Annotated in this window: 16 protein-coding genes; 6 read left to right on the top strand and 10 right to left on the bottom strand. The window is 39.0% G+C overall.

From position 1 onward, the window contains the following. Window positions 1-77 precede the first annotated feature (77 nt). Window positions 78-596, top strand: a complete 519-nt coding sequence (locus ACN1CD_RS16200; RefSeq protein ID WP_419131432.1) for a RidA family protein — start codon at window positions 78-80, stop codon at window positions 594-596. 141 nt (window positions 597-737) lie between these two features. Here the strand turns inward: ACN1CD_RS16200 and ACN1CD_RS16195 are convergent, their stop codons facing one another. Beyond that, entirely contained in the window at window positions 738-1,169 is a 432-nt protein-coding gene (locus tag ACN1CD_RS16195) for a hypothetical protein (RefSeq protein ID WP_419131431.1), read from the bottom strand. A 904-nt stretch (window positions 1,170-2,073) separates the two neighbouring features. On the opposite strand from ACN1CD_RS16195, the gene ACN1CD_RS16190 reads away from it, so the two are divergent. From ACN1CD_RS16190 to ACN1CD_RS16175, 4 genes are all read left to right on the top strand, one after another. Further along, window positions 2,074-3,846, top strand: coding sequence for a histidine kinase (locus ACN1CD_RS16190; RefSeq protein WP_419131430.1), 1,773 nt, complete (start codon window positions 2,074-2,076; stop codon window positions 3,844-3,846). Window positions 3,847-4,399: 553 nt separating this feature from the next. Then, entirely contained in the window at window positions 4,400-5,020 is a 621-nt protein-coding gene (locus tag ACN1CD_RS16185) for a hypothetical protein (protein WP_419131429.1), read from the top strand. 653 nt (window positions 5,021-5,673) lie between these two features. Beyond that, window positions 5,674-6,633 (top strand): Na/Pi cotransporter family protein, encoded by a 960-nt coding sequence (locus tag ACN1CD_RS16180; RefSeq protein WP_419131428.1) that lies wholly within the window; start codon window positions 5,674-5,676, stop codon window positions 6,631-6,633. A 1,260-nt stretch (window positions 6,634-7,893) separates the two neighbouring features. Further along, a complete protein-coding gene (locus tag ACN1CD_RS16175) occupies window positions 7,894-9,117 on the top strand; it encodes a hypothetical protein (protein WP_419131427.1) in 1,224 nt (407 codons plus the stop codon). Window positions 9,118-9,139: 22 nt separating this feature from the next. Here ACN1CD_RS16175 and ACN1CD_RS16170 read toward each other — a convergent pair whose 3' ends face one another. The 8 genes from ACN1CD_RS16170 to ACN1CD_RS16135 form a co-directional block, all read right to left on the bottom strand. Next, complete coding sequence (locus ACN1CD_RS16170) at window positions 9,140-10,573, bottom strand: hypothetical protein (RefSeq protein WP_419131426.1); 1,434 nt, start codon at window positions 10,571-10,573, stop codon at window positions 9,140-9,142. Between the two features lie 271 nt (window positions 10,574-10,844). Then, the gene (locus ACN1CD_RS16165; RefSeq protein WP_419131425.1) at window positions 10,845-13,271 is read right to left on the bottom strand and encodes a hypothetical protein; all 2,427 of its coding nucleotides are present in this window, start codon (window positions 13,269-13,271) and stop codon (window positions 10,845-10,847) included. Next, the gene (locus ACN1CD_RS16160) at window positions 13,255-13,443 is read right to left on the bottom strand and encodes a hypothetical protein (protein ID WP_419131424.1); all 189 of its coding nucleotides are present in this window, start codon (window positions 13,441-13,443) and stop codon (window positions 13,255-13,257) included. The genes ACN1CD_RS16165 and ACN1CD_RS16160 overlap by 17 nt, the downstream gene beginning before the upstream one ends. Before the next feature lie 5 nt (window positions 13,444-13,448). Beyond that, on the bottom strand, window positions 13,449-13,913 hold the full coding sequence (locus ACN1CD_RS16155) for a hypothetical protein (RefSeq protein WP_419131423.1): 465 nt from the start codon (window positions 13,911-13,913) through the stop codon (window positions 13,449-13,451). Between the two features lie 109 nt (window positions 13,914-14,022). Next, window positions 14,023-14,241: a hypothetical protein gene (locus ACN1CD_RS16150; protein ID WP_419131422.1), complete on the bottom strand. Its 219-nt coding sequence runs from the start codon at window positions 14,239-14,241 to the stop codon at window positions 14,023-14,025. A gap of 70 nt (window positions 14,242-14,311) precedes the next feature. Continuing rightward, window positions 14,312-15,274 carry an AAA family ATPase gene (locus tag ACN1CD_RS16145; protein ID WP_419131421.1) on the bottom strand — a complete coding sequence of 321 codons (963 nt, stop codon included), beginning with the start codon at window positions 15,272-15,274 and terminating at the stop codon, window positions 14,312-14,314. A 5-nt stretch (window positions 15,275-15,279) separates the two neighbouring features. Continuing rightward, a complete protein-coding gene (locus ACN1CD_RS16140) occupies window positions 15,280-16,656 on the bottom strand; it encodes a class I SAM-dependent methyltransferase (protein WP_419131420.1) in 1,377 nt (458 codons plus the stop codon). A 247-nt stretch (window positions 16,657-16,903) separates the two neighbouring features. Further along, on the bottom strand, window positions 16,904-17,371 hold the full coding sequence (locus tag ACN1CD_RS16135; RefSeq protein WP_419131419.1) for a JAB domain-containing protein: 468 nt from the start codon (window positions 17,369-17,371) through the stop codon (window positions 16,904-16,906). 425 nt (window positions 17,372-17,796) lie between these two features. Here ACN1CD_RS16135 and ACN1CD_RS16130 point away from each other — a divergent pair, with 425 nt between their 5' ends. Then, the gene (locus ACN1CD_RS16130; RefSeq protein WP_419131418.1) at window positions 17,797-18,903 is read left to right on the top strand and encodes a hypothetical protein; all 1,107 of its coding nucleotides are present in this window, start codon (window positions 17,797-17,799) and stop codon (window positions 18,901-18,903) included. A 419-nt stretch (window positions 18,904-19,322) separates the two neighbouring features. Here the strand turns inward: ACN1CD_RS16130 and ACN1CD_RS16125 are convergent, their stop codons facing one another. Further along, entirely contained in the window at window positions 19,323-20,609 is a 1,287-nt protein-coding gene (locus ACN1CD_RS16125; protein ID WP_419131417.1) for a hypothetical protein, read from the bottom strand. Between the last annotated feature and the right edge of the window lie 5 nt (window positions 20,610-20,614).

Below are 20,614 nucleotides of genomic sequence, written 5' to 3'. Positions count from 1 at the left end.
CACTACTTTGATAAGGTGCAGAGATAGACCATCAGCATGACAAGAAAGCAGGCCAAAAGTGATCATTACATCATATTATGAAGAAAATAACATCAAGCTACAAAATGAATAAAGCGACTATACTACTTTGTTTGATTCCATTTTTGGTTGCCCATGTTGGTTGTGGCCATGATACCGGTTCAAAAGATCGACCAGAGAACCACCAACATAAACAAAGAGCTACTATTAAAGAAAAATGGCACTGGGGCGATGCACAAAAGCAAAACGAAGGCGCCGGATATGCCCAGGTCGTAAAAGCAGAAAATACCCTTTATATTTCGGGTGTTCCAACAGCTGATCTAAGCCTTAAGGGCGTAGCTGAAGTTTATAAAACATTGGAGAAGTGCCTCCATGCATACGGTGCAACCTCAAAAGATGTGGTAAAAGAGACCCTATATACTACTGATATCGAGACGATGAAAAAGTACAACGGTGCAAGAAAGGAATTTTACAAAGGAGACTATCCTGCTGCTACTTGGGTGCAGGTTAGCCGGCTTTATGAAGCTGATGCCAAACTGGAGGTAGAGTTGATTGCACAAGTCCCAGGTCGCGATTAGTCTATTATAGCGTCGTTTCATAGAAGGAATAACTTTTACTTATCACTAATCCTAATATCCAAACTATATCCCTGAGGTGTGCATACAAAGTGTTTTTGAAGTTATAGTTGCTGGCTTAAAACTTTGTACATAGGTTTCAATTTAATTATATGGTGCAGAAAACTTTCCTTCAGTAATATCCGCATAACCGTCACCACCAACCAGTTTAAGCTTACTGGAAAAAGTCCCTTTTACGCCCCATTTAGTTAATCTGTTGATGGTCAACGTGAAAGATGTGCCTTCACTTGTTCCCCCATTATATCCGGTAGTACTTACGATTTTTCCATCTTTCATATTCTGAATATAGTATTTTCCATGAAGTGCCAGGGCAGTATTTCCGATAGCAGTGTAAGTAGTCTCTTTTGCCCCATCAGGTAGCTGAAGATCGATGCCAAACCCTTTAATCATATCCTGCTTTTCATATCCACCGATAACTACAAAATGTACGATGTCCGTAGCGGGCTTATCATTGGCATTCACCATGTAATTGAATTCATAATACTGTCCATTGATCTTACACCGTATTTTCGCCATGATAAGTTAAAGCGTCAAATTTCCCTGTTGCTGCACCTGGCTTTAGGAAAATGGATGATTTCCAGGGTAACAGCATAAAGTTGAGTAACATCATAGGATTTTTATTATTGATGGCCTCAAATTCTAGCTTTGTTTTAGGGCTGGATAGTTTGATAGCATTTTCGAGCTGTTTACGAACATTTCCTTTTTTTGGATCTACACTTTGGAAAATTTCCCCCAGGGATAATCCAGGGGTGGTAATTTCAATTTTACCGTCTGTAAACTTTTGCCGAATATCCTGAACAGTATCCTGATCTTTATTTTTCTCTAATACTGGTTTTTATAAGCACCAGGAGCTGTGCAGGAACTTATGGCCAACAAATAAAATATCAACACAGATAATTTTTTCATAACGTTTGGTTCATGACTAATAGTAAAAGATATTCTATATAATTTTAAATTTATACTCTGATCCTGACTGTCACTTTCAGTAGCATCTGTACAAAATTATTTCGATAGCACAGGCTATACAATACTTTCTTACAGGGAATTATTTCTACTGGTTTTTAGGTATTTTGTTCTTGCGGAATGATTTTAAGTCACACTAATCACTATAATTGTGGTGTATTATTATAGTTGTTTCGGATTTATAATTATGGCAACATTTCCAGCAAGTCTATTTACATAACTAATATAAATGGCAAAAAAATATATACTTGTTCTTTTAATATTGCCGTTGTGCATCGCTTGGTGTAAAGCACAATTACCGTTAAATCAGGAATCATATGCGGACAGCCTGAATAAGAGCTTAAAGCTGAATGTGTCTGACAGCATAAAAGCTAGGACATTTTTTCTTTTATCATATTATTACGTCAATAAACATGAAGATCAGAAATCAAAGTGGCATTTAAAAAAGGGCCGGGAATTGGGCAAAAAACATCCCTATTTGCAGGCCATCTCCTATTTTTACGAATCTATAGTCTTTCTGGAAAGCGATACGTTAAAAAGCCAAAAAGCTGCGCTTAAAGGCAATCAATTGCTCTCCAGATATTCCAATAAAGAAGCCTACCTTTTCAGAGCGCGGGTATTGCATAATAGCGCCATTATCCAGCAAAAAAATGATCACATCAAGACGGTTGTGGATATGCTGCTCAACCAGATCATTCCGCTGGCAAAGAAAAGCGGTGATACGCTAAAACTTGCAACTTACTACACCCAGTTGGCCATGATTTTTATGAATAGCCGTGAGCGCTCTAAAGCCGAAACCTATTACAATCTGGCGATTGAGATGTCAAAAAATTTGTCTGTTAACTCACCCGTTTTAGCGAAAGCCTACATTCTTGCCTCAGCGAATTATAACTATTTATTTAAGTTTCCCCAATCGAAATCCATGCTGGATAAGGCAAAGGCTATTTTGATTAACTATCCAAAATCTGAAATACAGCCCGATTACTATTTCTCGGAAGGAAATTACTTCGAGGGCGTGCATCAATACAAATCAGCATTAAAAAGTTATGATAAAGGAATTGCCATTGGAAAAGAACTCAAACTGAGCTATCTGGTAAAAAGTCTCTTGATTCAAAAATATTCTGCATTGACTAATCTTAAGGATTATAAAGCTGCTCAACACATACTTGATAGTGTAGCGAAAGACAATGATTTCATGACTTCAGCTAATAACCGAAAATCAATTTTTAATCAGCAGGCACGAAACAATTTCCGCCTGGGCAATATTAAAGCTGCTTATTCGTGGTTAGAACGACATGGAAAATTAAGTGACAGCCTATATAAAAGTAAGATCAATACCGATATTAATGCGCTTGAAGCCAAGTTCCGAACTGCAGAAAATAAAAAACGCATATCCGAGCTGACTGCTGCCAATGAGAAGGTTAAATTTGAAGCCAAGAACAGACTTCTGATGAATTGGTTATTAGGGACTGTAAGTTTGGTTCTTGCATTGTTGTTGGTTGGCGGATTTTTGTTTTTCCAGAACAGAAAAAAATTGAAAGAATTGAATTACCAACAGGAACTGAAATACATTGATCAGCAATATCAGGTTAAACTGACGCGTGCAATGATCAATGGGCAGGATGAAGAACGGAAGAGGCTAGCCCGCGATTTGCACGACGGATTGGGCGGGATGCTTGCGGCTGTTAAAATAAACCTCTCTGGATGGTCTGCGAAGTCAGGTTTGACTGATGATCAGGAATTGGGCTCAATTGTGAATCGCCTGGATAATTCAATCACTGAATTGAGATCAATTGCAGGCAATCTGATGCCAGCCTCCTTACTCAAATTTGGCCTTGAAGTTTCTTTGAGAGATTTATGTGAGTCTTTTATGTCAGATAGTTTAGTGATTGATTTTCAATGCCTGGGCGTAATTGATGGCTTGCCTGTTGATCAGCAGATGACCATCTATCGTATCGTACAAGAGCTATTAAATAATGTTGCAAAGCATTCAAAAGCAAAAAATGTGTTGTTGCAATGTAGTCTGTATCTGAATAATTTTATGATTACTATTGAGGATGATGGCGTAGGCTTTGATATTGGAAGCTTGGAAGAAAAGAAAGGGATGGGAATCAGTAATATCAAAACACGGGTAGCCTATTTGGGTGGAAAATTTGATATCATTTCGGGTAATAATGGACAGGGAACCAATGTTAACATAGAATTAAAAGTTGAAAGTAAGATTTCATAATTGTTGATTGCCTTTACCCAACTAATGTTGATGATAAAGGAAAACATATGCGTAGTTACCAGTTACTTCTGAACATTTTATGCAAACGAAGTCAACGAAATATATCTCACAATAGTTAAACAATATAATTACATTAGGTTGGCATATTAATATTTCTATTATTTTTTTTCACTAAGGGCTGCCTCCAAAACAGCTCTATTGTTTTCGCCCCATTTCTCCAAGCTGATTATCAAATCATACGCTATTCCTCTATTTAAAAATTACCAAAAAACGATGGAATAATGATAATGGACTCATCCCGCTGCGCTGAATAAACATAATCAAAGCGGAAAGATCAAATAACCAAAGGCATTTATAGCCCAGTGTCTACTGCGAGATTAAATAAGAAAGCCGAACCTCACCTACTCTGCTATCCACCTTAATATGGCTGCCATGTAACTTTAAGATTTCAAACACCAGGTATAGTCCAATCCCAAACCGGGCTGAACGGGCAGGAAAGTAATGCCCCATTAACACCTATGGTTTTCCTTCAAATAATTTTTAATTTTGTGATATGAGTAACCTTAACCAACATTCGCCATTTTGGGAATTATTGCCGCTGAAAGGCTTGGGGCCAATACGGTTTTTGACGGATAAATCAGCGCTAAAGACATATCACGATGAACTCGGTTCGATCACTGCAGAAAAAAACATAAATTTCCAGCAGCAGCAACAGGAACTACATGCTATGGTTGAGCAGTTCAGCGAATTCTTCAGTCAGGACGATTTAAATACTGTCCTTGAAGGAATGCAGGTTATCGGAGATAGTCTGGATGATATTTCGACAGTGTATATGGACGCTGGAATATCGCTGGAATATAAAGCCAATCAATTGATGGAGGTTTTCGCTGACGACAGGGCGAAACGGCTGCATTTTAAGAGCATGCCCCTTTTTGCTTCAGACCCGATACAATTGGTCATGTACATCAGCAAGCAATTAAATGAAATCCCTTGTATCAAGGATGAGGAAATTGCTTTCCCTGAGCATAATCTCTTTTTATATTCATTCCTGAGTGAGCAACCAGGTGGGGCATACCAAGAGGGGAGAAAAAAGGGTAGAACGGTTAGCTGGCGGAATACAGCAAGGCAATATGGTGAGGATTTATCTGGTTATCGTCCCTTAGAACTGATTTGAGATAAAGTATTCGGCGCAAGCAAAGATGGGCTTCTTCAAAAAACAGGAGTTCCATCCCTTTGAAGGGTTGAATACACCCACTTTTACTGATAACAATTTGATTTTGCCCTATAGGCGTTTGTCTGTGCTGTTGCTTTGCTTCTTGCGGTGGGTCGGCTGCTGCCATTTGCTGTTTTTGTTTTCATGTGCTATCTGTTTTTTTAATATGTCAGTCGGCAGGGGCCTCCTGTCTTTTTGATAAGCACCCTCACCTAAACCAATCCCTTTGTCAGGCAAGACTTTTCAGAAAAACTCGTGAGCGTAGTGAGCAGGGAAGATTTTTTTTTCAGCAAACCCGTAGGGCTCGGTCTTAACGTCAAAGGGATTGTTGAGCGCTTTGCTACCAAAAAGATGGGTAGAATATATTGACCAGAGATTTGAAACACTTATAAGAAATTATAAAGTGGCAGGCAGCATGGGTGGCGGAGGAACGGAAGGAGGCGGCTGGAACTGCTTACGTTATCAGTAGTTGGCTTATTCACGCCATGATGAGATAAAACGTAGTGTTTCTTTACACAACCTTAATACACAGCACCAAACTCCGAAACTTACAGATTGTTAATGTCTTAGCTCGATGTGTCAATTGTTGATAGACAGGGATAACTATAAATTTTATGTGGGAAATTATACTGATGGTATTGGGTGGGCTTGGCCTGTTCCTTTTCGCCATCAACAACCTGTCTGATACGCTTAAAGAATTGCTTGGCGATAAGGCTAAAAAATGGATGGGCTTCTTTACCAAAAACGTATTCACCGCCATACTGACCGGCATTGTAATCACAACCATTCTTGATTCTTCATCGGCTGTTATCATCATGACCATTGTGCTGGTCAATGCAGGCGCATTAACGTTCAGGCAGTCTATGGGGATTGTAATGGGCGCTAACATAGGTACAACCTTTTCCAGTCAGCTTATTGCGCTGGACATCGGGCAGTATTCACCCATACCGATTTTTCTGGGACTGGTGTTCAGCCTGTTCTCAAAAAGCGAACAAGTTTCCAAAACAGGAAAAGTGGTACTTTACTTCGGCATTCTGTTCTTTGGCCTATATACGATGGAACGTGCCGTTGAACCCTTAAAAGACGATCCCGCTTTTTTAACCTGGATGGAAAAATTAGACAATCCATTAAGGGGAACCGCTATCGGCGCACTAGTGACACTTGTTATTCAGTCATCATCCGCTACCGTAGGCATGGTCATTACCCTTGCAAAAAAAGGACTAATCAATCTTGGCGGTGGTATCGCCGTGATGATCGGTGCGGAACTGGGCACCTGTTCAGATACCCTGCTGGCAACCATCCGTTCGGACAGGCAGGCAGTAAAGACCGGTCTCTTTCATTTGCTTTTCAATATCATTTCCATTGCCATAGGCCTGTTGATCTTTCCGCTCTTCACCGGATTTATAGAACAGATTTCGGGCAATGCAAGCATAGAGCAAAAGATAGCCAATGCCCATATGATCTTCAATACCACAGGCGTATTGCTTTTTATCCCGCTTGTTCCATTACTGGAAGAGCTGTTAAATCGTTTGCTCCCTACAAAAGAGAAAAAGCCCGAGGTTGCTACTGCTTAATATCTGCTCATCAGAAGGAGACGCCTAATTACCCTCCGGTTGGTGTTCTCACCAATCAGAACAATAACCTATCTAAATAATTGTATCTCGAAAATAAAAAAGGCCTTTAACAAAGCTAAAGACCTTTTATTGTACCCATGAGCGGGAATACTTTGAACACCTCGATAGATTTCTAAGCCTTCTTGAACCCATTATTGACGATTTGACAACAAAGGGCTTCATAGAGTAAATGTATATTTTATTGCTTATAAATTTCATTTTTGGTTCTAAAACGACCCTTTAGCGGGTTACTTTAGAACCAAAAATTTGGAGTTTTATAAAACTTTTATTTTGATTTCAAAGTTGCACATAATTTTTATTTTTTTGATTTTAATTCACAATAAACATTCTCGCCGTTTAAAATCATCGAAAATTTTTTCAATCGAATAGCGGTAAAGAACAAAAACAGTATATCCAAGGCTCATTCAAATCTTCATAGAAATTCTTTGAATGTGGATCATAAGAAATATATGAATTAAAGAAAGTGTTAAGTTCTCAGGCTATATCAAACCTTCATCTCCGAAAGAACAATAACCATCGGAATTGAGTTCAATTTGTACTCCCGGACACACTAAGATCGAACCAGTTTCTGGACGATCTTACAAGAATATACTGTATACCAACATATTAACCTTTTAAATCTTAATTTCTTAGTATAATTTTCTTCAAAGACAGGCATTAGGAAGATATATCCTAATGCCCTTACAAAAAGCTGTAAACCAAAATCAAATCCAAGTACAGTCTCAAAAAAAAACATCTTAAAGGTTAAAGAAGGCTACTTTATAGCGAAATAAGGGTGATAGAACAGATTTTTATAAAGATTACTTTCAGGAACAAATTTTCAGAATTATTGAGAGTTCATCACTTTTACTCCCGTTTTTTTATAATGCCCATGCTCTGGATAATCAGACTAATCCTCTTTGGCCCTTGACTATCGGAAAGGAAAGGTCATTTGCCATTACAAATTCTTTCGATTCCAAAAATTTTGAGGTTGTCGGAAATCTTCACCAAGGCCGAACGAAACAGAAACCGACCAAAAAAGACAAGTAAATTGGGAAGAAGTGCCCTTAATATAGAGGATTCCATCCCATAGGTGTGAACTGCAAACTGCATTTATGTAGTACCCTGATGTTAGTTTAGTTCAGCGTTGATCTGACTACCCATGTTTAACTTGGCTATGCTGATAGACAAATCCTATCTTTGTTAAAACATAACCTATAAATGGAAATCAAACGTCATCTTAAAATCGTAATCTGTCCCAGTAAAAAATGCAAAGCTCCTATTCATTTAAGTGAGGGCAGGTTTGTGGGCGGTGAAAACGATAGGGGCGGATTAGTGATCGAATGCGAAACTTGCAAAACTGTTTTTCCCTGTAAGTTAACTAATCCTTACGATGCATCGGGCATAGTAAATGGCGGGAAGAAGTTGGATGTATGGACCGATGAGCTTCCGGCTCACTTACTTGAGAAACATAAAATTTCTGCGACCCTGATGGATAAGCTGAATATCTCTGCAGTATTTAATTATGAGCGGCCACCAATGGTGGATTGGTCGCCCTCGGAGTTTCCTTTGTTTACAAAAGGTTCATTAAATTTTGAAAAGACTGCTCAGCAGGAACTCTTGAAATTAACGCAGGAGATCACTTCAAAATACCAGGCCTATGCCCATTTTTATTTGAAAGGCAGTTATAGTGCTGAAAAGTCTTTTATCATTATCAACTATAGCAGAGCTCGCAAAAACTATAGTGCCGTTTTTGCTAAGCGAGTAGATTCTGAAAATGACCTGTGCATGGATAATTTATATTTGATCCATCATTCTAGCGTAGATATAGAGTATGAAGTTGACGGGATTTACACCAGAGATCAACTGATCGTGTTTTTGGAACGTTTTTTAAATAGGTGGCGGTATACTGCGCGGGAAGTGCTGCTGGTTGTGCCTTTTATTGGTTTCAATTATAAGAGTTCGGAGCAAGCGCTACAAGAACTTTGGAACTGGCTGGAAATCAATGTCGATATTGAGAAAACCGAGCTTATTACACGCAAGGGTACTTTCAACCTTTACAAAAAAGCGCAGGACAATTCAGGAATAGATTTCAAGGTGCTAGTCGAGCTTGGACTTTTAGAGCCTTTAATAAAAAAGATGGACAAAAAGGGCACGGCTTATTTTCAGAAGTCTCACGCCAAATACTACGTTGGTATTTATGATGATTATGTAGAGGTGCTTTCAGGTTCGTTTAACATTCACACGGGCGCTTCCTATGAAAATATCTATTTTAAGAAATATGACAAGGACTTTTTTAAAGAGCGGTACCTGCACATGTTTAAGGATTTTCAATATAATGTTCAGCAGCAGGACGAACCAGTACACTACATGACCTTTGGAACTGATAGCCCCGAGAATTTGACGATGGGCCTTAAAGAGTTATTTGCTAAATATATCAAGTAAGTCAGCTATGGGTAATCGCGTGTCATGCTGAAAGGTCTCCAGACAAACCGGTCTCCAATATCTTTTGATTGATTTGCTTCATCACGATATTGATCAACTGGTTTGCAAGTCGCTGCGTTTCATCTGCGGATGGTGACTGATGGTACAACTTAATGAGCCAGGGCTGAGTTTTTGAACTACCCACCATGTAATTGTAATCATTGAAATAAATGAACAGGTCACTAATGGTATCGAATGCCTTTATGCCTGCCTTTTTAAAGCCCTTCAGGCTAATGGTAACCCCGACCTGTTGTATAATGCCCCGCTGATACATGGCCAGTTCCAAATCGTATGAGGTATTGTATTCAAAGGTGTTATTGTCAAAGGAGCGGTATAGTATGTGTGTGTCAAAAAGCGGGTAGATTTCTGTGTTTAAAGCTGTGTCTGCTTTCTTCATGATGTCCGGGAGCACATCCGTGAAAACTTTCATAATGGCCTTTGGGTTAACTTTTTCCTGTACTTCTTCTGTAGCTAGATTCGCGGTTAGCCTCCTCATTTGTGCCAAGGCCACCTGGTCAAAAGTTTCTTGTATGAATTGCGGAAAATCAGTCAATTCACTTTCCAATTCATGACTGTACTGATGAAGGTGGATGTGCAAAGTATCGCTCCAGAATGAGCCGTCTCCCCATTCCAAAGCAATATAAACGGGTACGATATTGTCCAGTTCTTCCAGTACCCTTACCTCATGTACCCGATTGATGAAGCTCAGTTCTGGTTCATCCGTCGCATCATCGGTATCTACGGGGATGGTCATGAGCCTTGTGATTTCAACTTTAATGAGCCTGTTCAGCAACAGACGATTGGCTTTATGTTCTTTGTAATATTTTGTAAAAAGAGACCCTGTTTTAGGGTGGACAGGCCAGCTGCCCAGCTGTATGCTTAGGTTACGTTCAATAAGTTGCTTAGCGTACTCCTTTCCGGAAACGACTTTAAAATCATTATCCTCGAACTCAATATCTCCATCCAGACCTGTTGAAGTATCACTGCCTATATTGTCGGGATTTCTGCGAATGATAGAGGGGAAAACCTTAACGCTGATTTCCATCTCACCCGCCCGGTAATTCCATTGAAAGTGCTGGTCGATCAGACGTCCATCTCCCTGTGATTCTACGATCACATAATTATTGAATGGCCTGTCCGTTTTTGAATGGTATGCCTTGAGCGAATCAATATCCCCGTAAATAAACTCCTTGATCAGGAATGTCCAGATGTCGTTATTGGCCGCTTTCCATATTCCCTCAAACATTAGATTGGGGTTCAGGCAGATGATCGTAGTAGGGTCAGGAAATTTGGTTCTCTCTATATTTTTCAAGGCGCGATAAGCTTCTGCCTCTGCTGATTGTTTCCATTGAAGCAATGTTTCCGCTGCGTAATTGCCCTTATTGGCATCGATTAAACGTGCATGTGCTCTGCACATCCAAATACCGTTGTCAATCGATTTGCGATCCCCGACAGTCATTTCGGGAAGATAACGCGGGCCAAGTGGTGCCGCAGCATGGATATGTGCGGCTTCTCCTAAAATAATTACCTTCTGATGATCTGTCGTATTTGGCCCAATGGTTATCGCCGGGCACCCTGGATAACTGCAACCATATGCCACCCGGCCCGCTAAAATGCGTTTGGTTTCGGTACTAAAGTTATCCCGGTTCATCATTTTGACATAGCCTTATTAATTGCATAAACGAAGGTTAAGTTTTCCAATCGTATTTGGTGATGTCGCAGCCGCATCGAATTTTCTTGGCAACCGTGTCATAATTTCTTAATGAAACATCGGGTTTTTTACAGGCTGCATCCTGGCAATGAAATAGCTTTTCAAATTCTATTATATCACTCCAAAATGCCTTTAAATCTCCAAGTTTTGGGTCAAATGGGTTGTCATGTGAAAGAAGGTTGCCGAATACCGAAGAGCCTGACAACTTATCTATAATTGGAAGTTTCGCTTTTAATTCCACACTGGTCTTGTTTATTTTCGATTTCAACTCGTTAATCATTTCATCTGGCATCCTCTTTTCGTTTACCTCGTTGTATCTGAAGCTTAATTTAACCTCTAGGTTTAAACAGATCGTTTTTAGGATGTGCTCCAAATATCTCCGTATAGGATTTCCCAGAAAGGTTACGTTTCCATTAGCTAAGTTAAGTTCTATCATTTCTTTTAGGTCATCGGGCGATTCATTTAAATGTGTCCCTTTTGCTTCTGTCCACTTGATTTCGTTAATCAACCATCCTTTTTTCTTAGCAATCTGACGAACATATTGGAACCATTGTTCTTCATGGGTAAGCAAGACGATTTGATAGTCCGCGAATTTTTCGAACAACAGGTCAGCAAATTTTTTCCTGTGATTGGTGTCAAAACTTGAGATAATATCATCTAGTATTAAAAACTTATTTTCCTTATTAAAAGCAACCACCGATGCTAAAAAAAATGAAATGCCAAAACAGTTCAGGTGAGATTCGCTAAAATATTTTTGAGGCGGTGATACCCATTCCCCTTTGTACTTATATTCAATGGTTATACCGTTAAGCTCGTCTTCCTCACCAATGGTGACGATACGGATTTCCTCAAACAATTCACCGGGGTTCATGTACTGGTAAAACTCATTGATGGTACCCGAAAAGGTATCAATAAAATTCTGTAGACCTTCTTTTTGCTTTTTTACAAACTCGTTAAATATGATCTCCAGCGAGTTTTTTTGTTTTTCAAGTTTCTCCCGGTCTTTCTCGAAATTTTTGATTTTCAAAAAAGCATCTTTGGCAGCTGATATATTAGCATATAGCACAGTTGTGTTGTCACTTTCAATGGCTGTTTTTATCTTTGTGATCCGGGCAGTTATGTCGACGTTTTCAAGGAAATCCGTTGCCTGAAGTTTCAACGAAGATGCGTCGCTTAACTTATTGCCGGAGGTAACCTTTTCCAATGCAGCTTTCTGATACAGTTCGATTTTCTCTTTCAATCCAGCAACAGCCGCGCTGATTTTTGCATTGGCCGGATCTTTATACAGCAGGTCGGTTGCCAAAGCATCGAGCCTTTTGATACGTTCCGCAGCAATGGCCACCATGCTTGTTTTTGAACTGTCGAAAGCCGCTTTCTTTTTAGCAGATTCTCCTATTTCCTGAAGACGTACTTTTATTTCTGCCTGTAAGTCGGTCAGGTTTTTTGGTTGTAAGCAAAGCGGACAGCTTTCGTCCTTATGGAATTTCTTGACGATGACATCATTTCCGACCTTTAAGAGTTCGGCAAGATAGGTCTGCATGATGGATTCTACATCATCGGCAATTTTATTAAATTCCGCATGGTATTTAGTGTATTCAGTATCGATGAAATCAACTTCCTTTTGTAGGTTCGTTAGTGATGCCTGACAGGTTTCCAGAAACCTCAGCTCGTTTACGAATTTGGAGGACGCAGGTGTTTTCAATTTAGCCAACACCTTATCTATATCGGCCATTGAGGCAACGGTGAAGCCTAAGCTGAATGGAGCAATGGTTTCATTGATTTTCTCAAAAAGATTGGCCTCTCGGCTGAAGGCCGCCCCTATTTTTTCAATTAAGGTAGTTTTTTGAGTATTGATTTGGTTCTCAAAGTTTTGGTTTTTGATTTCAGCTTTGACAAAGTTGAAAGACTTCTTTAATACTTCTTTTGCTTTTGTCACTTCGGAGAAACCAATAATATCCGACAAGTTCTTTAGCTTGTCACTCTTTGTTTGGTCAACAAAATCGCGCAGGAACTGGTAACGCAGTAACAAGTTTTCTTTTCGTGACCGTTCAAGATATTCTGCAAAATCGGTTGTCTCATTTGAAAATTCAGTAACTAATTTTCCTTTTTTATAATAGAGCTTTCTTTCGGCATTAATGGCCGGTTTACTATAGTTGATCTTGATCGACGATTCTTTTTCCCCAGATAGGTAAGCGTTTCTAAGCGCATCTTTCAAATCTATTTCCTGGCTGCCCAGGTGCGATACCGCATCGGTGTAATACCATTCCAGTGCATCCGATATACTGCTTTTACCAGTGCCATTATCCCCGTATAAAAGGATGGATTTTTCACCAAGATCTAAGGCGAACTGTTCCTGGACTCCCCTTAACCCGGAAATATGGAGTTGCTTAATTTTGATCGGCATCCTGCTCTCTTAAAGTGTGTAATTCATTTTTCACGTTTGTGTCGGTGAGTTTCCCCTGTTCGTATAGGGTTGCCAAAGATTGCGCAAGCGTTTTGTCTACATTTGGAATGTTTCCAATCTCTTTAAAAAAGTCATCCAAAATTTCCTTGCCCGATTTTACCTCGTTACTCATAGCTGTTATTTAAAATAGTTCCAGTCGATCTTGAAATGTGTTGCGATATTGTTACTCATCACATCCAGACCTGTCTTATTATTGCAAATCGGATAAACGCCAAAATGCTGCACAAAATTTAAAATGAAATAGCTTTCCAAATCCTCAACGCGAAAAGCCCAGATACCTTTAAGCATTTCGAAATTGATATAGGTAAACCATAGCGGTTCCACTTTTCTATAACTCACCAAACCGACGTTTTTTGATTTACCGCCAAAGTGACCATTCAACCTGCTTCCGATACTGTTGGTTTTCTTTTCACTCATGCCAATGTAAAGCAGCCTGGAAGTATCAAAGGGATATTGAATCTGAATAGAAGAACTAAAAATAAAGTATAGTCCGGTAATGCCGTTCAATGAAAGGATATTACCAGCGTCAAAAGTTTTAGGGCTATCAAAATAAATATTGACGGTTGGGTTTGTCTCGCTCATTTTAAGGTAAAGGTCTAATAATTTAAAGGGTCGTCAGCGTTTCTAAAGGTACTAAAATTTTAAATCTAACATTGTTTGTAATGATGTGCACCAAGTATCTCGTTAATCCTTATACCGTCGTTGGCGTAACCGTCGAGGTCGGGAACAGCATATCTTCCCTGATGCCCATTTTAAATAGTTGTCCTTGGATATGCGCTGCCGCAGATTGATCAAATTCTATCCGTTCTATTTCATCTGGCAGGTTTTTGTCTTTCACAAAAGTCAGCTCTTCGTTTGGGCTTGGCTGAATGGTAAATAAACCCCGCCTGTCCTGTAATTCTTGTGGCAATGATTGGCGGTTGGAAGACACCAACTATTGGATAGTGATAAAATATTAATTAATAAAACAATCCTTTTTATTAATCTACGTTATCGTGTAAAAAAGAGCTATTTGGTATAATTTCTGTTCCTTCGTCATTGCGTAAAGTAAATCGCGAAGATTGCGACTCAGAAGATTGTTGATCTTTTTGCATTTGCTTTCGTTTATAGGCTGGCTCATTTTCTAATTCCTGCAAGCCATTTGTAGTCCGCAATTTTATGCTTAGGTCTTTTATTCTTAGAATACGTTCTCTCGACCTCTCAAATTGATCTTCAATTGATTCATCATTTTCATTAGCAACTACTTTCTCCAATTTGGCTATTGGCTCAGGAACAATTAGCTTTTCGCCTAAAGCAGCATCAATAGCTGCGGCTTCTTCTCTTATCAATTGGCTAATAATACTAAGATTTTCAAGCTCTGCTAACTGACTAACATTCGCTTGGATAGTGCGAATTCGTTCATTCACATCGGTAGCTGGCAATCTTATGACGCTATAACCTAATTCTTCATAAATATTCTCAATTTCCATGTCTAAGAATAATTGATCCTTTGAAGATTCACGTCTTATACCATCAATTTCTAATGAAAATGGCTCACAGATGAAGACCTTTTTAAATCGATAAAGTTTCGATGAAAGCCGAAATTCATCCGTTACAGGAATTTCCAGCATTTTTAAGAAAGGTATATTATCAGGTATGCAATAGTCATGAAAAACTAATTTACCTGAAGGAATAGTTTGAAGCTTGTTAATCATCTCGGCAAGAATTTCTGATTGAAAAGCATGCTCATCTCGGTAAATCTCCTCTAGGGTCATCCCGGTATTCAACCGATTTTCTATTAATTCCCTACTAATATCCGAACAAGTAGCATAACCAAGCTCCTTCAATTTTTCAATCAAAGTAGTTTTTCCAGAACTTGGGGCTCCAGTAATGACAACCCAATTAGTATTAATTTCATAATTTGGATTTACACGAAAAAAATCCATTAGTTCAATAACATCCATATTCCTTATCGCTGAAATCTTAAAACATACGAATAATGACTCCCATTAGACTTTTCGATTGTAATAACTTCTTTCATCAACAAATCCTCTTGAAGGAGTTCTTTTGCCACATCAAACGGATCGACCTGTCGAGGCGCCAACGCGGTAACCTTATCTTTTCCTAACTGAAAATCATATAGTGGTTTAAGTTTGGCATAACTAGGTGCGGCATCTGCAATTACGACAATGCCCTTAGTGTTCAATAAGCTTGCCAACTCTTTAAAATCTGGCATGTTAGGCAGCGAACTTAACACAAAGGACAAAATAATGACATCGTATGTCTCGGTTTCAAGCTCAATAGGCAACTCATAAATCGAGTTTTCAAATATACGACATACAATTTTTGATTTTTCCAGGTTAGCCTCAAATTTAGCGCGCATTTGAGCAGACGGTTCAATGCAGTGCCAAACGATATTTGAATGGCCGAAATAATGAAATGCAATATTCCGTCCAGTTCCGCTACCAATGTCCAACACCTTTAATGAAGACACATTTCTTAATTTTTCATTAAGAAGCAAAATCACGCTCTTATGGGTATTAAACATTTCTCTAGTATTCCGGTCATCATACTTATCAGCTATCAAATCATAAAAGGCAACCGAATTTTCAACTTCATGTATTTCGGCGCGTTTTTCATCGAGCTCATCGGTGTCGGTGGATTTATTAGCTTTACCAGCTAGAGGAACCAGAATATTTACCATGTCTAGTAATAAGGACTGTTCCCATAATTCACCAAAGCTATCAAACTCTTGGATTTTCTGGGAAATGATTTGCTCACATTTCTCTGATCTAATTTTATCTATAAGAGCATTGGTTTTGAAGTGCTTATTATTGGTCAAATCGATAAAATCTTGGAGATCATTTTCTCCCTTAGTTGGTGATTTTCCAACTCTAGAAATAAATGAAAGCATTTTAGTAAATGCCAACATTTCAATAGAAGGAACCTTTATATTTTGAAGCTTCTCGCCCCTATAGCTGAAAGGTTGAGCATCTATCAACAACTCTTCCCAATTTATTCCCATATAGGGCTCTCGCTCCCAAATCTTCGGTCCTAAAAAAATCATTTTATTCTTTTTGATTTTATTGACAATTTCGAAAGATGGGCGGTATTCATCTTCGTTGAGGTCAATCACGTCGTAGTTTTTACTAGGATATAAATCCTTTATCAATTGCTGAACAGTCTTATGATCACAGACTAGATCCAAATCTTTAGAATTCCGACTAGAAACATATTGTTGTACCGCAAGCCCGCCAATTAATAAATGGGGCTTGGTTAACTTAGCATTAATCCTCTTCAACTCCTCTTTCGCGGTGTTGATTTCAATTTCCTTGCGATCAGACATATGAGATTGTTAAAATTTCTTTTAAAAAATAAATATATGAAAATGACACGAATAAAAGACATCTCTAAACCATTTAGAAAACATTAAAAAAATGCTGATCGGTATGCATCATATTTTTAAAGAAAGTTTTTTCGATCGAATAGCGGTTTTATCTATACCTCCTTATTATCTAAACGATATTCTGAAAAATCAGAATGTATTTTCAGTCATATTGAAGCGCAATTAATGTGATGATAATTGGGCTAAGTTAAATTAGCCCTTCATCTCCAAATGAATAATACCTGTTCCTTGTTACAATCAGATGGTCAAATACATTCAACTCTAGCAATTTACCTATTTCAACCATTTTCCTGGTCAGGTTGATATCTGCTTCACTAGGTTTTAGGCTTTCACTAGGATGGTTATGCGCCAAAATAACTGAGGTTGCCTGTCCCTTTAATGCTACGCTAAAGATCAGCTTCGGATCTGCAACAGTAACAGTTTTTCCTCCAGCAGCGATTTGAGATATGCCGATCACCTTACTAGCGGTATTTAAAAGAAGTATATAGAACTGCTCTTGGAAGTTAATCCTATCTAGATCCCAATTGTTGATCAGTACCTCATAAGCTTGTCTGGAAGTAGTTACGCTTGGTCTTTCGCTGGCACGAAATTTCGGATGGTAAGAAACTCTGATCTCTGAAACCTGTAATAGTGGATTTAAATTTTGCGCTTTCATCTCTTTAAATTTTAAATGGAAAATTTTGATTAATTGCGCGAACACCAGCCGGTGACTGAGCAAGCAAAAAATGCAGCGGAATAAATGGGCTAAAGGGAAAGCCAGTGGGTTTATGCCGAACAATTTTTGCGCCCCGAAAGTCCACCGGGTACCTTGGTGCTGATTAATTAAATGGGTATTTAATCTGTCCTTACTAAATCCCGTATGGCATTATAGAAAAATCTAAGAATATCCAATTTTTGCACATGTGATATCCATATCAACTATTTAGGATACTTGAACTATGAAATTACGATTTGATCTCTGTCAAATATCAATGAAGCAGAAATTGGATTTCTGATAAACAACATATCTCCAGGTTCAGATAGGGCGAGATAGAAATGGGTATATTTGCGCAACCTATAAAAAATATAAATTTGCATCCTATGCTTTCCAAAACCAAATTCATTACAATCTTTCTGATGGTCATGGCATTGATTGCTTCCAAGGATGTCAGGTCACTGGAAAAAACTACGCCCAAACAGGTAACCGTCCCTATTGAGAAAAAAACTGACACACCAAAGCACGTAATGCCAGCTGTCAATGCTGTGCTGGTTGTAAAAGAAGTCAAGGTACCATCAAGGAAACTTGACCATTGCATCTACATTCGAATGGATAATCCTGCGGCCAAAAACACCAATCCATGGTACAAGGACATTCTTCCCGTGATTACCCTTGTACTGGGTTTGCTGCTCAAAGAGCTGATCGACGGCTGGGGAAACATCAAGCGGACGAAAAAGATTGGTAAAAGGTGGAAGACGGAGCTTGAGATCCTAATCAAGCCATTAGAAAGGCAAGTTGAGGAAATTCAAAAAGCGATAGATCACCGGCAGGCAAACCCGAATGAACCTCCAAAACTAGTCAGCATAGCTTCGTTAGAGTGCGAAAACTTCGAATCGCTAGACAAATCCGAATTGCTCACCTATATTAACAGGTACTTCATTAACGATTACAAGGAGGCAGTATCGCTGACCGGGCAGATCAATCTCCAGATCAGTATCATCAAATCCAATAGCCTATTGCTCAAGGACACCTTTTTCAAGGGACTAGAAGAGATAGGAAAAAGAAACGATAAACTGAATGCAAATTTCCAAGAACTGCTACATGCACTTCACGTCTATAAAAATACACTTATCAATAAGGGTGGAAAAGAAGCTCTTTACAGCGATAAGTTCAGGACGTTGGACGAACTTTATGGTGTACAGGTTCTCCCCCATTTGGAAGATGGTAAATTCGACTACCGTACTTTAGATAGAGAATATTTTACCCCTATGATCAAAGAACTCGACAGGCTAAGCGATGATACAGATACACATCAAATGGCTACTGTAACTCGTAAATGTTTGGACAATGTTATGGGCATCCAAATGGAAAGCCTCTACCTAACCACCAACCTTGCTAATCTAATGCATTATTTCCAGCAGTCGAAAACGGATCTGCAAAAGGTGCTCGAATCGCTTGATCCAACTAGGAAATTATTTAAAATCATATAGGGAGGTACTATAAGTAATCTTTGCGCTGCTGGTTCGCGTTCTTTGGGCTTTTTAGACGACCTACTTTAAACGCACAAATACTTAAGCGTTTACAAACCAAGCGATAACCTCAGCCGGCATAATAACTGTTGAGGTGCGGCTATGCTGGCCAATATAAATACCAACGAACTGGCCATTCGCATCAAAGACGGGGCCACCACATTCGGTGGCCTTAATTGCTGCATCTTGTACAACAACCTTTTTAAAACCGTCTGAACGAAAGCTTCTGCCATCGGGGAAAGAATAAGCGGTATGGCTATAATTATGAAATATACCTAGGGTCACCTTAAGCTTGGTTGATCAAAATTAGTTTATAAGAAAATAAGTCGGAATTGATTCTCACAACCCTAGATATAGCTAAACCAATGCATCTTTTTTCATTAGCTACGCGTTCCATCACTATAATTGCGGATGTAATATCTTTCGTCTAATATTTCTTTCAGGCAAAGCTCTTCAAGATTGGATGAACTTTGCTTAAAATACTTAGCTAGCTTGTTTTCCCCTGTGTACTCCTTTAATAGAATCGCTGGCCTCCAAAAAGCCAAAAACTTACCCGGACTGATCAGGATCAAATCTTGGGTTCCTTTAAAATCAGGAGCAACCAATTTTTGATGACTTCCAATAAAATCATTAAAGTGCTCCAAGCAGTGTCGGATATCTTTTATCTGGAAAGTCTCGTCCGTATTAAAAGAAAACCAATGGACAAGTGATTCATCTAATAGATCTTTTCCAGATAAAAACTCAATAATCTGTTTTTTGAAATGTCCCTTGAGCCCTAGAAATACATCCAGCAACCCATCTGATTTGAGCCTATCCACTTGCTGTTTAACATTCCTACAAGCATTTTCGAAATCGGGATTACCAAGTTCTTCTGGTAAAGGGATTGCCCATCCATGGTGATAACAGCTGCTTTTTAGTTCATCCATGATCTGGACTGCCTTCATCGGATCTGAGGTACGAGTGATTTCTTTTAGTTGGTCATACACCTTGGAAATCTGCAGTAGCGAAGCATGCACCGACTGTTTTAGACTTTGAAATCCTTCTGGCACAGGCATTCCCCAATTTGGAATTGGTTCTTTATAATCCCCCTCTATATCGTCGATGGGTGCCTCCACGGAGGGCAGGCTCCATGAGACGAATTTCCGGTTACTGGTGAAGTCAGCAAGTTTCAGCAATTGCTCCATACGGTCTAGTACAATTGTAGGATGAATTATCTTATATTTAAGATTACTCAAAATTTTCCGGCCCGGAATAACATACTGCATACCATTTTTGGTCTTTCGTAGCTTAAAATCCTCATGCAGAGTTTCTGCAGTCAGAAAATAATGCTCATTGGAGCGCTCATCTCCACTATGGCAAAGAATAAAAAATTCCTTCCTGGGTAAGCCCTCCTTATCAACGATATAATCCTGATGGATACGTTGCTCAGTTTTGGAAGAAGCAAAGTATTTTACCTGTACAACCCCAAACCTTGGACCTTCTCTATCTAGCAAGTTTGCCTGGTTTAGTCTTCTTTGAATAATAAAATCGGCACCATCAATATCTATCGATCTTTCTAATATCCAGAATCTATCCAATAAAAACGCCCGGGCCCTTGCCTCAGCTAGGCTTCCGTTGTGCATCCGCTTCATCCATGGCGGTATCTTGTTTAAATTTTCTTCTATCATAATAT

It is taken from the genome of Pedobacter sp. N23S346, from assembly GCF_048515415.1.
Classification (GTDB): Bacteria; Bacteroidota; Bacteroidia; order Sphingobacteriales; family Sphingobacteriaceae; genus Pedobacter.
This window is presented reverse-complemented; position numbering and strand designations above follow the sequence as displayed.

Excerpts from the sequence above, each read along its gene's own strand:
- ACN1CD_RS16175 (WP_419131427.1), top strand. The coding sequence starts at position 7,894 with ATGGAAATCAAACGTCATCTTAAAATCGTAATCTGTCCCAGTAAAAAA.
- ACN1CD_RS16185 (WP_419131429.1), top strand. The coding sequence starts at position 4,400 with ATGAGTAACCTTAACCAACATTCGCCATTTTGGGAATTATTGCCGCTG.
- ACN1CD_RS16200 (WP_419131432.1), top strand. The coding sequence starts at position 78 with ATGAAGAAAATAACATCAAGCTACAAAATGAATAAAGCGACTATACTA.
- ACN1CD_RS16180 (WP_419131428.1), top strand. The coding sequence starts at position 5,674 with ATGTGGGAAATTATACTGATGGTATTGGGTGGGCTTGGCCTGTTCCTT.
- ACN1CD_RS16165 (WP_419131425.1), bottom strand. The coding sequence starts at position 13,271 with ATGCCGATCAAAATTAAGCAACTCCATATTTCCGGGTTAAGGGGAGTC.
- ACN1CD_RS16170 (WP_419131426.1), bottom strand. The coding sequence starts at position 10,573 with ATGTGCAGAGCACATGCACGTTTAATCGATGCCAATAAGGGCAATTAC.
- ACN1CD_RS16160 (WP_419131424.1), bottom strand. The coding sequence starts at position 13,443 with ATGAGTAACGAGGTAAAATCGGGCAAGGAAATTTTGGATGACTTTTTT.
- ACN1CD_RS16130 (WP_419131418.1), top strand. The coding sequence starts at position 17,797 with ATGCTTTCCAAAACCAAATTCATTACAATCTTTCTGATGGTCATGGCA.
- ACN1CD_RS16135 (WP_419131419.1), bottom strand. The coding sequence starts at position 17,371 with ATGAAAGCGCAAAATTTAAATCCACTATTACAGGTTTCAGAGATCAGA.
- ACN1CD_RS16195 (WP_419131431.1), bottom strand. The coding sequence starts at position 1,169 with ATGGCGAAAATACGGTGTAAGATCAATGGACAGTATTATGAATTCAAT.
- ACN1CD_RS16155 (WP_419131423.1), bottom strand. The coding sequence starts at position 13,913 with ATGAGCGAGACAAACCCAACCGTCAATATTTATTTTGATAGCCCTAAA.
- ACN1CD_RS16145 (WP_419131421.1), bottom strand. The coding sequence starts at position 15,274 with ATGGATGTTATTGAACTAATGGATTTTTTTCGTGTAAATCCAAATTAT.
- ACN1CD_RS16140 (WP_419131420.1), bottom strand. The coding sequence starts at position 16,656 with ATGTCTGATCGCAAGGAAATTGAAATCAACACCGCGAAAGAGGAGTTG.
- ACN1CD_RS16125 (WP_419131417.1), bottom strand. The coding sequence starts at position 20,609 with ATGATAGAAGAAAATTTAAACAAGATACCGCCATGGATGAAGCGGATG.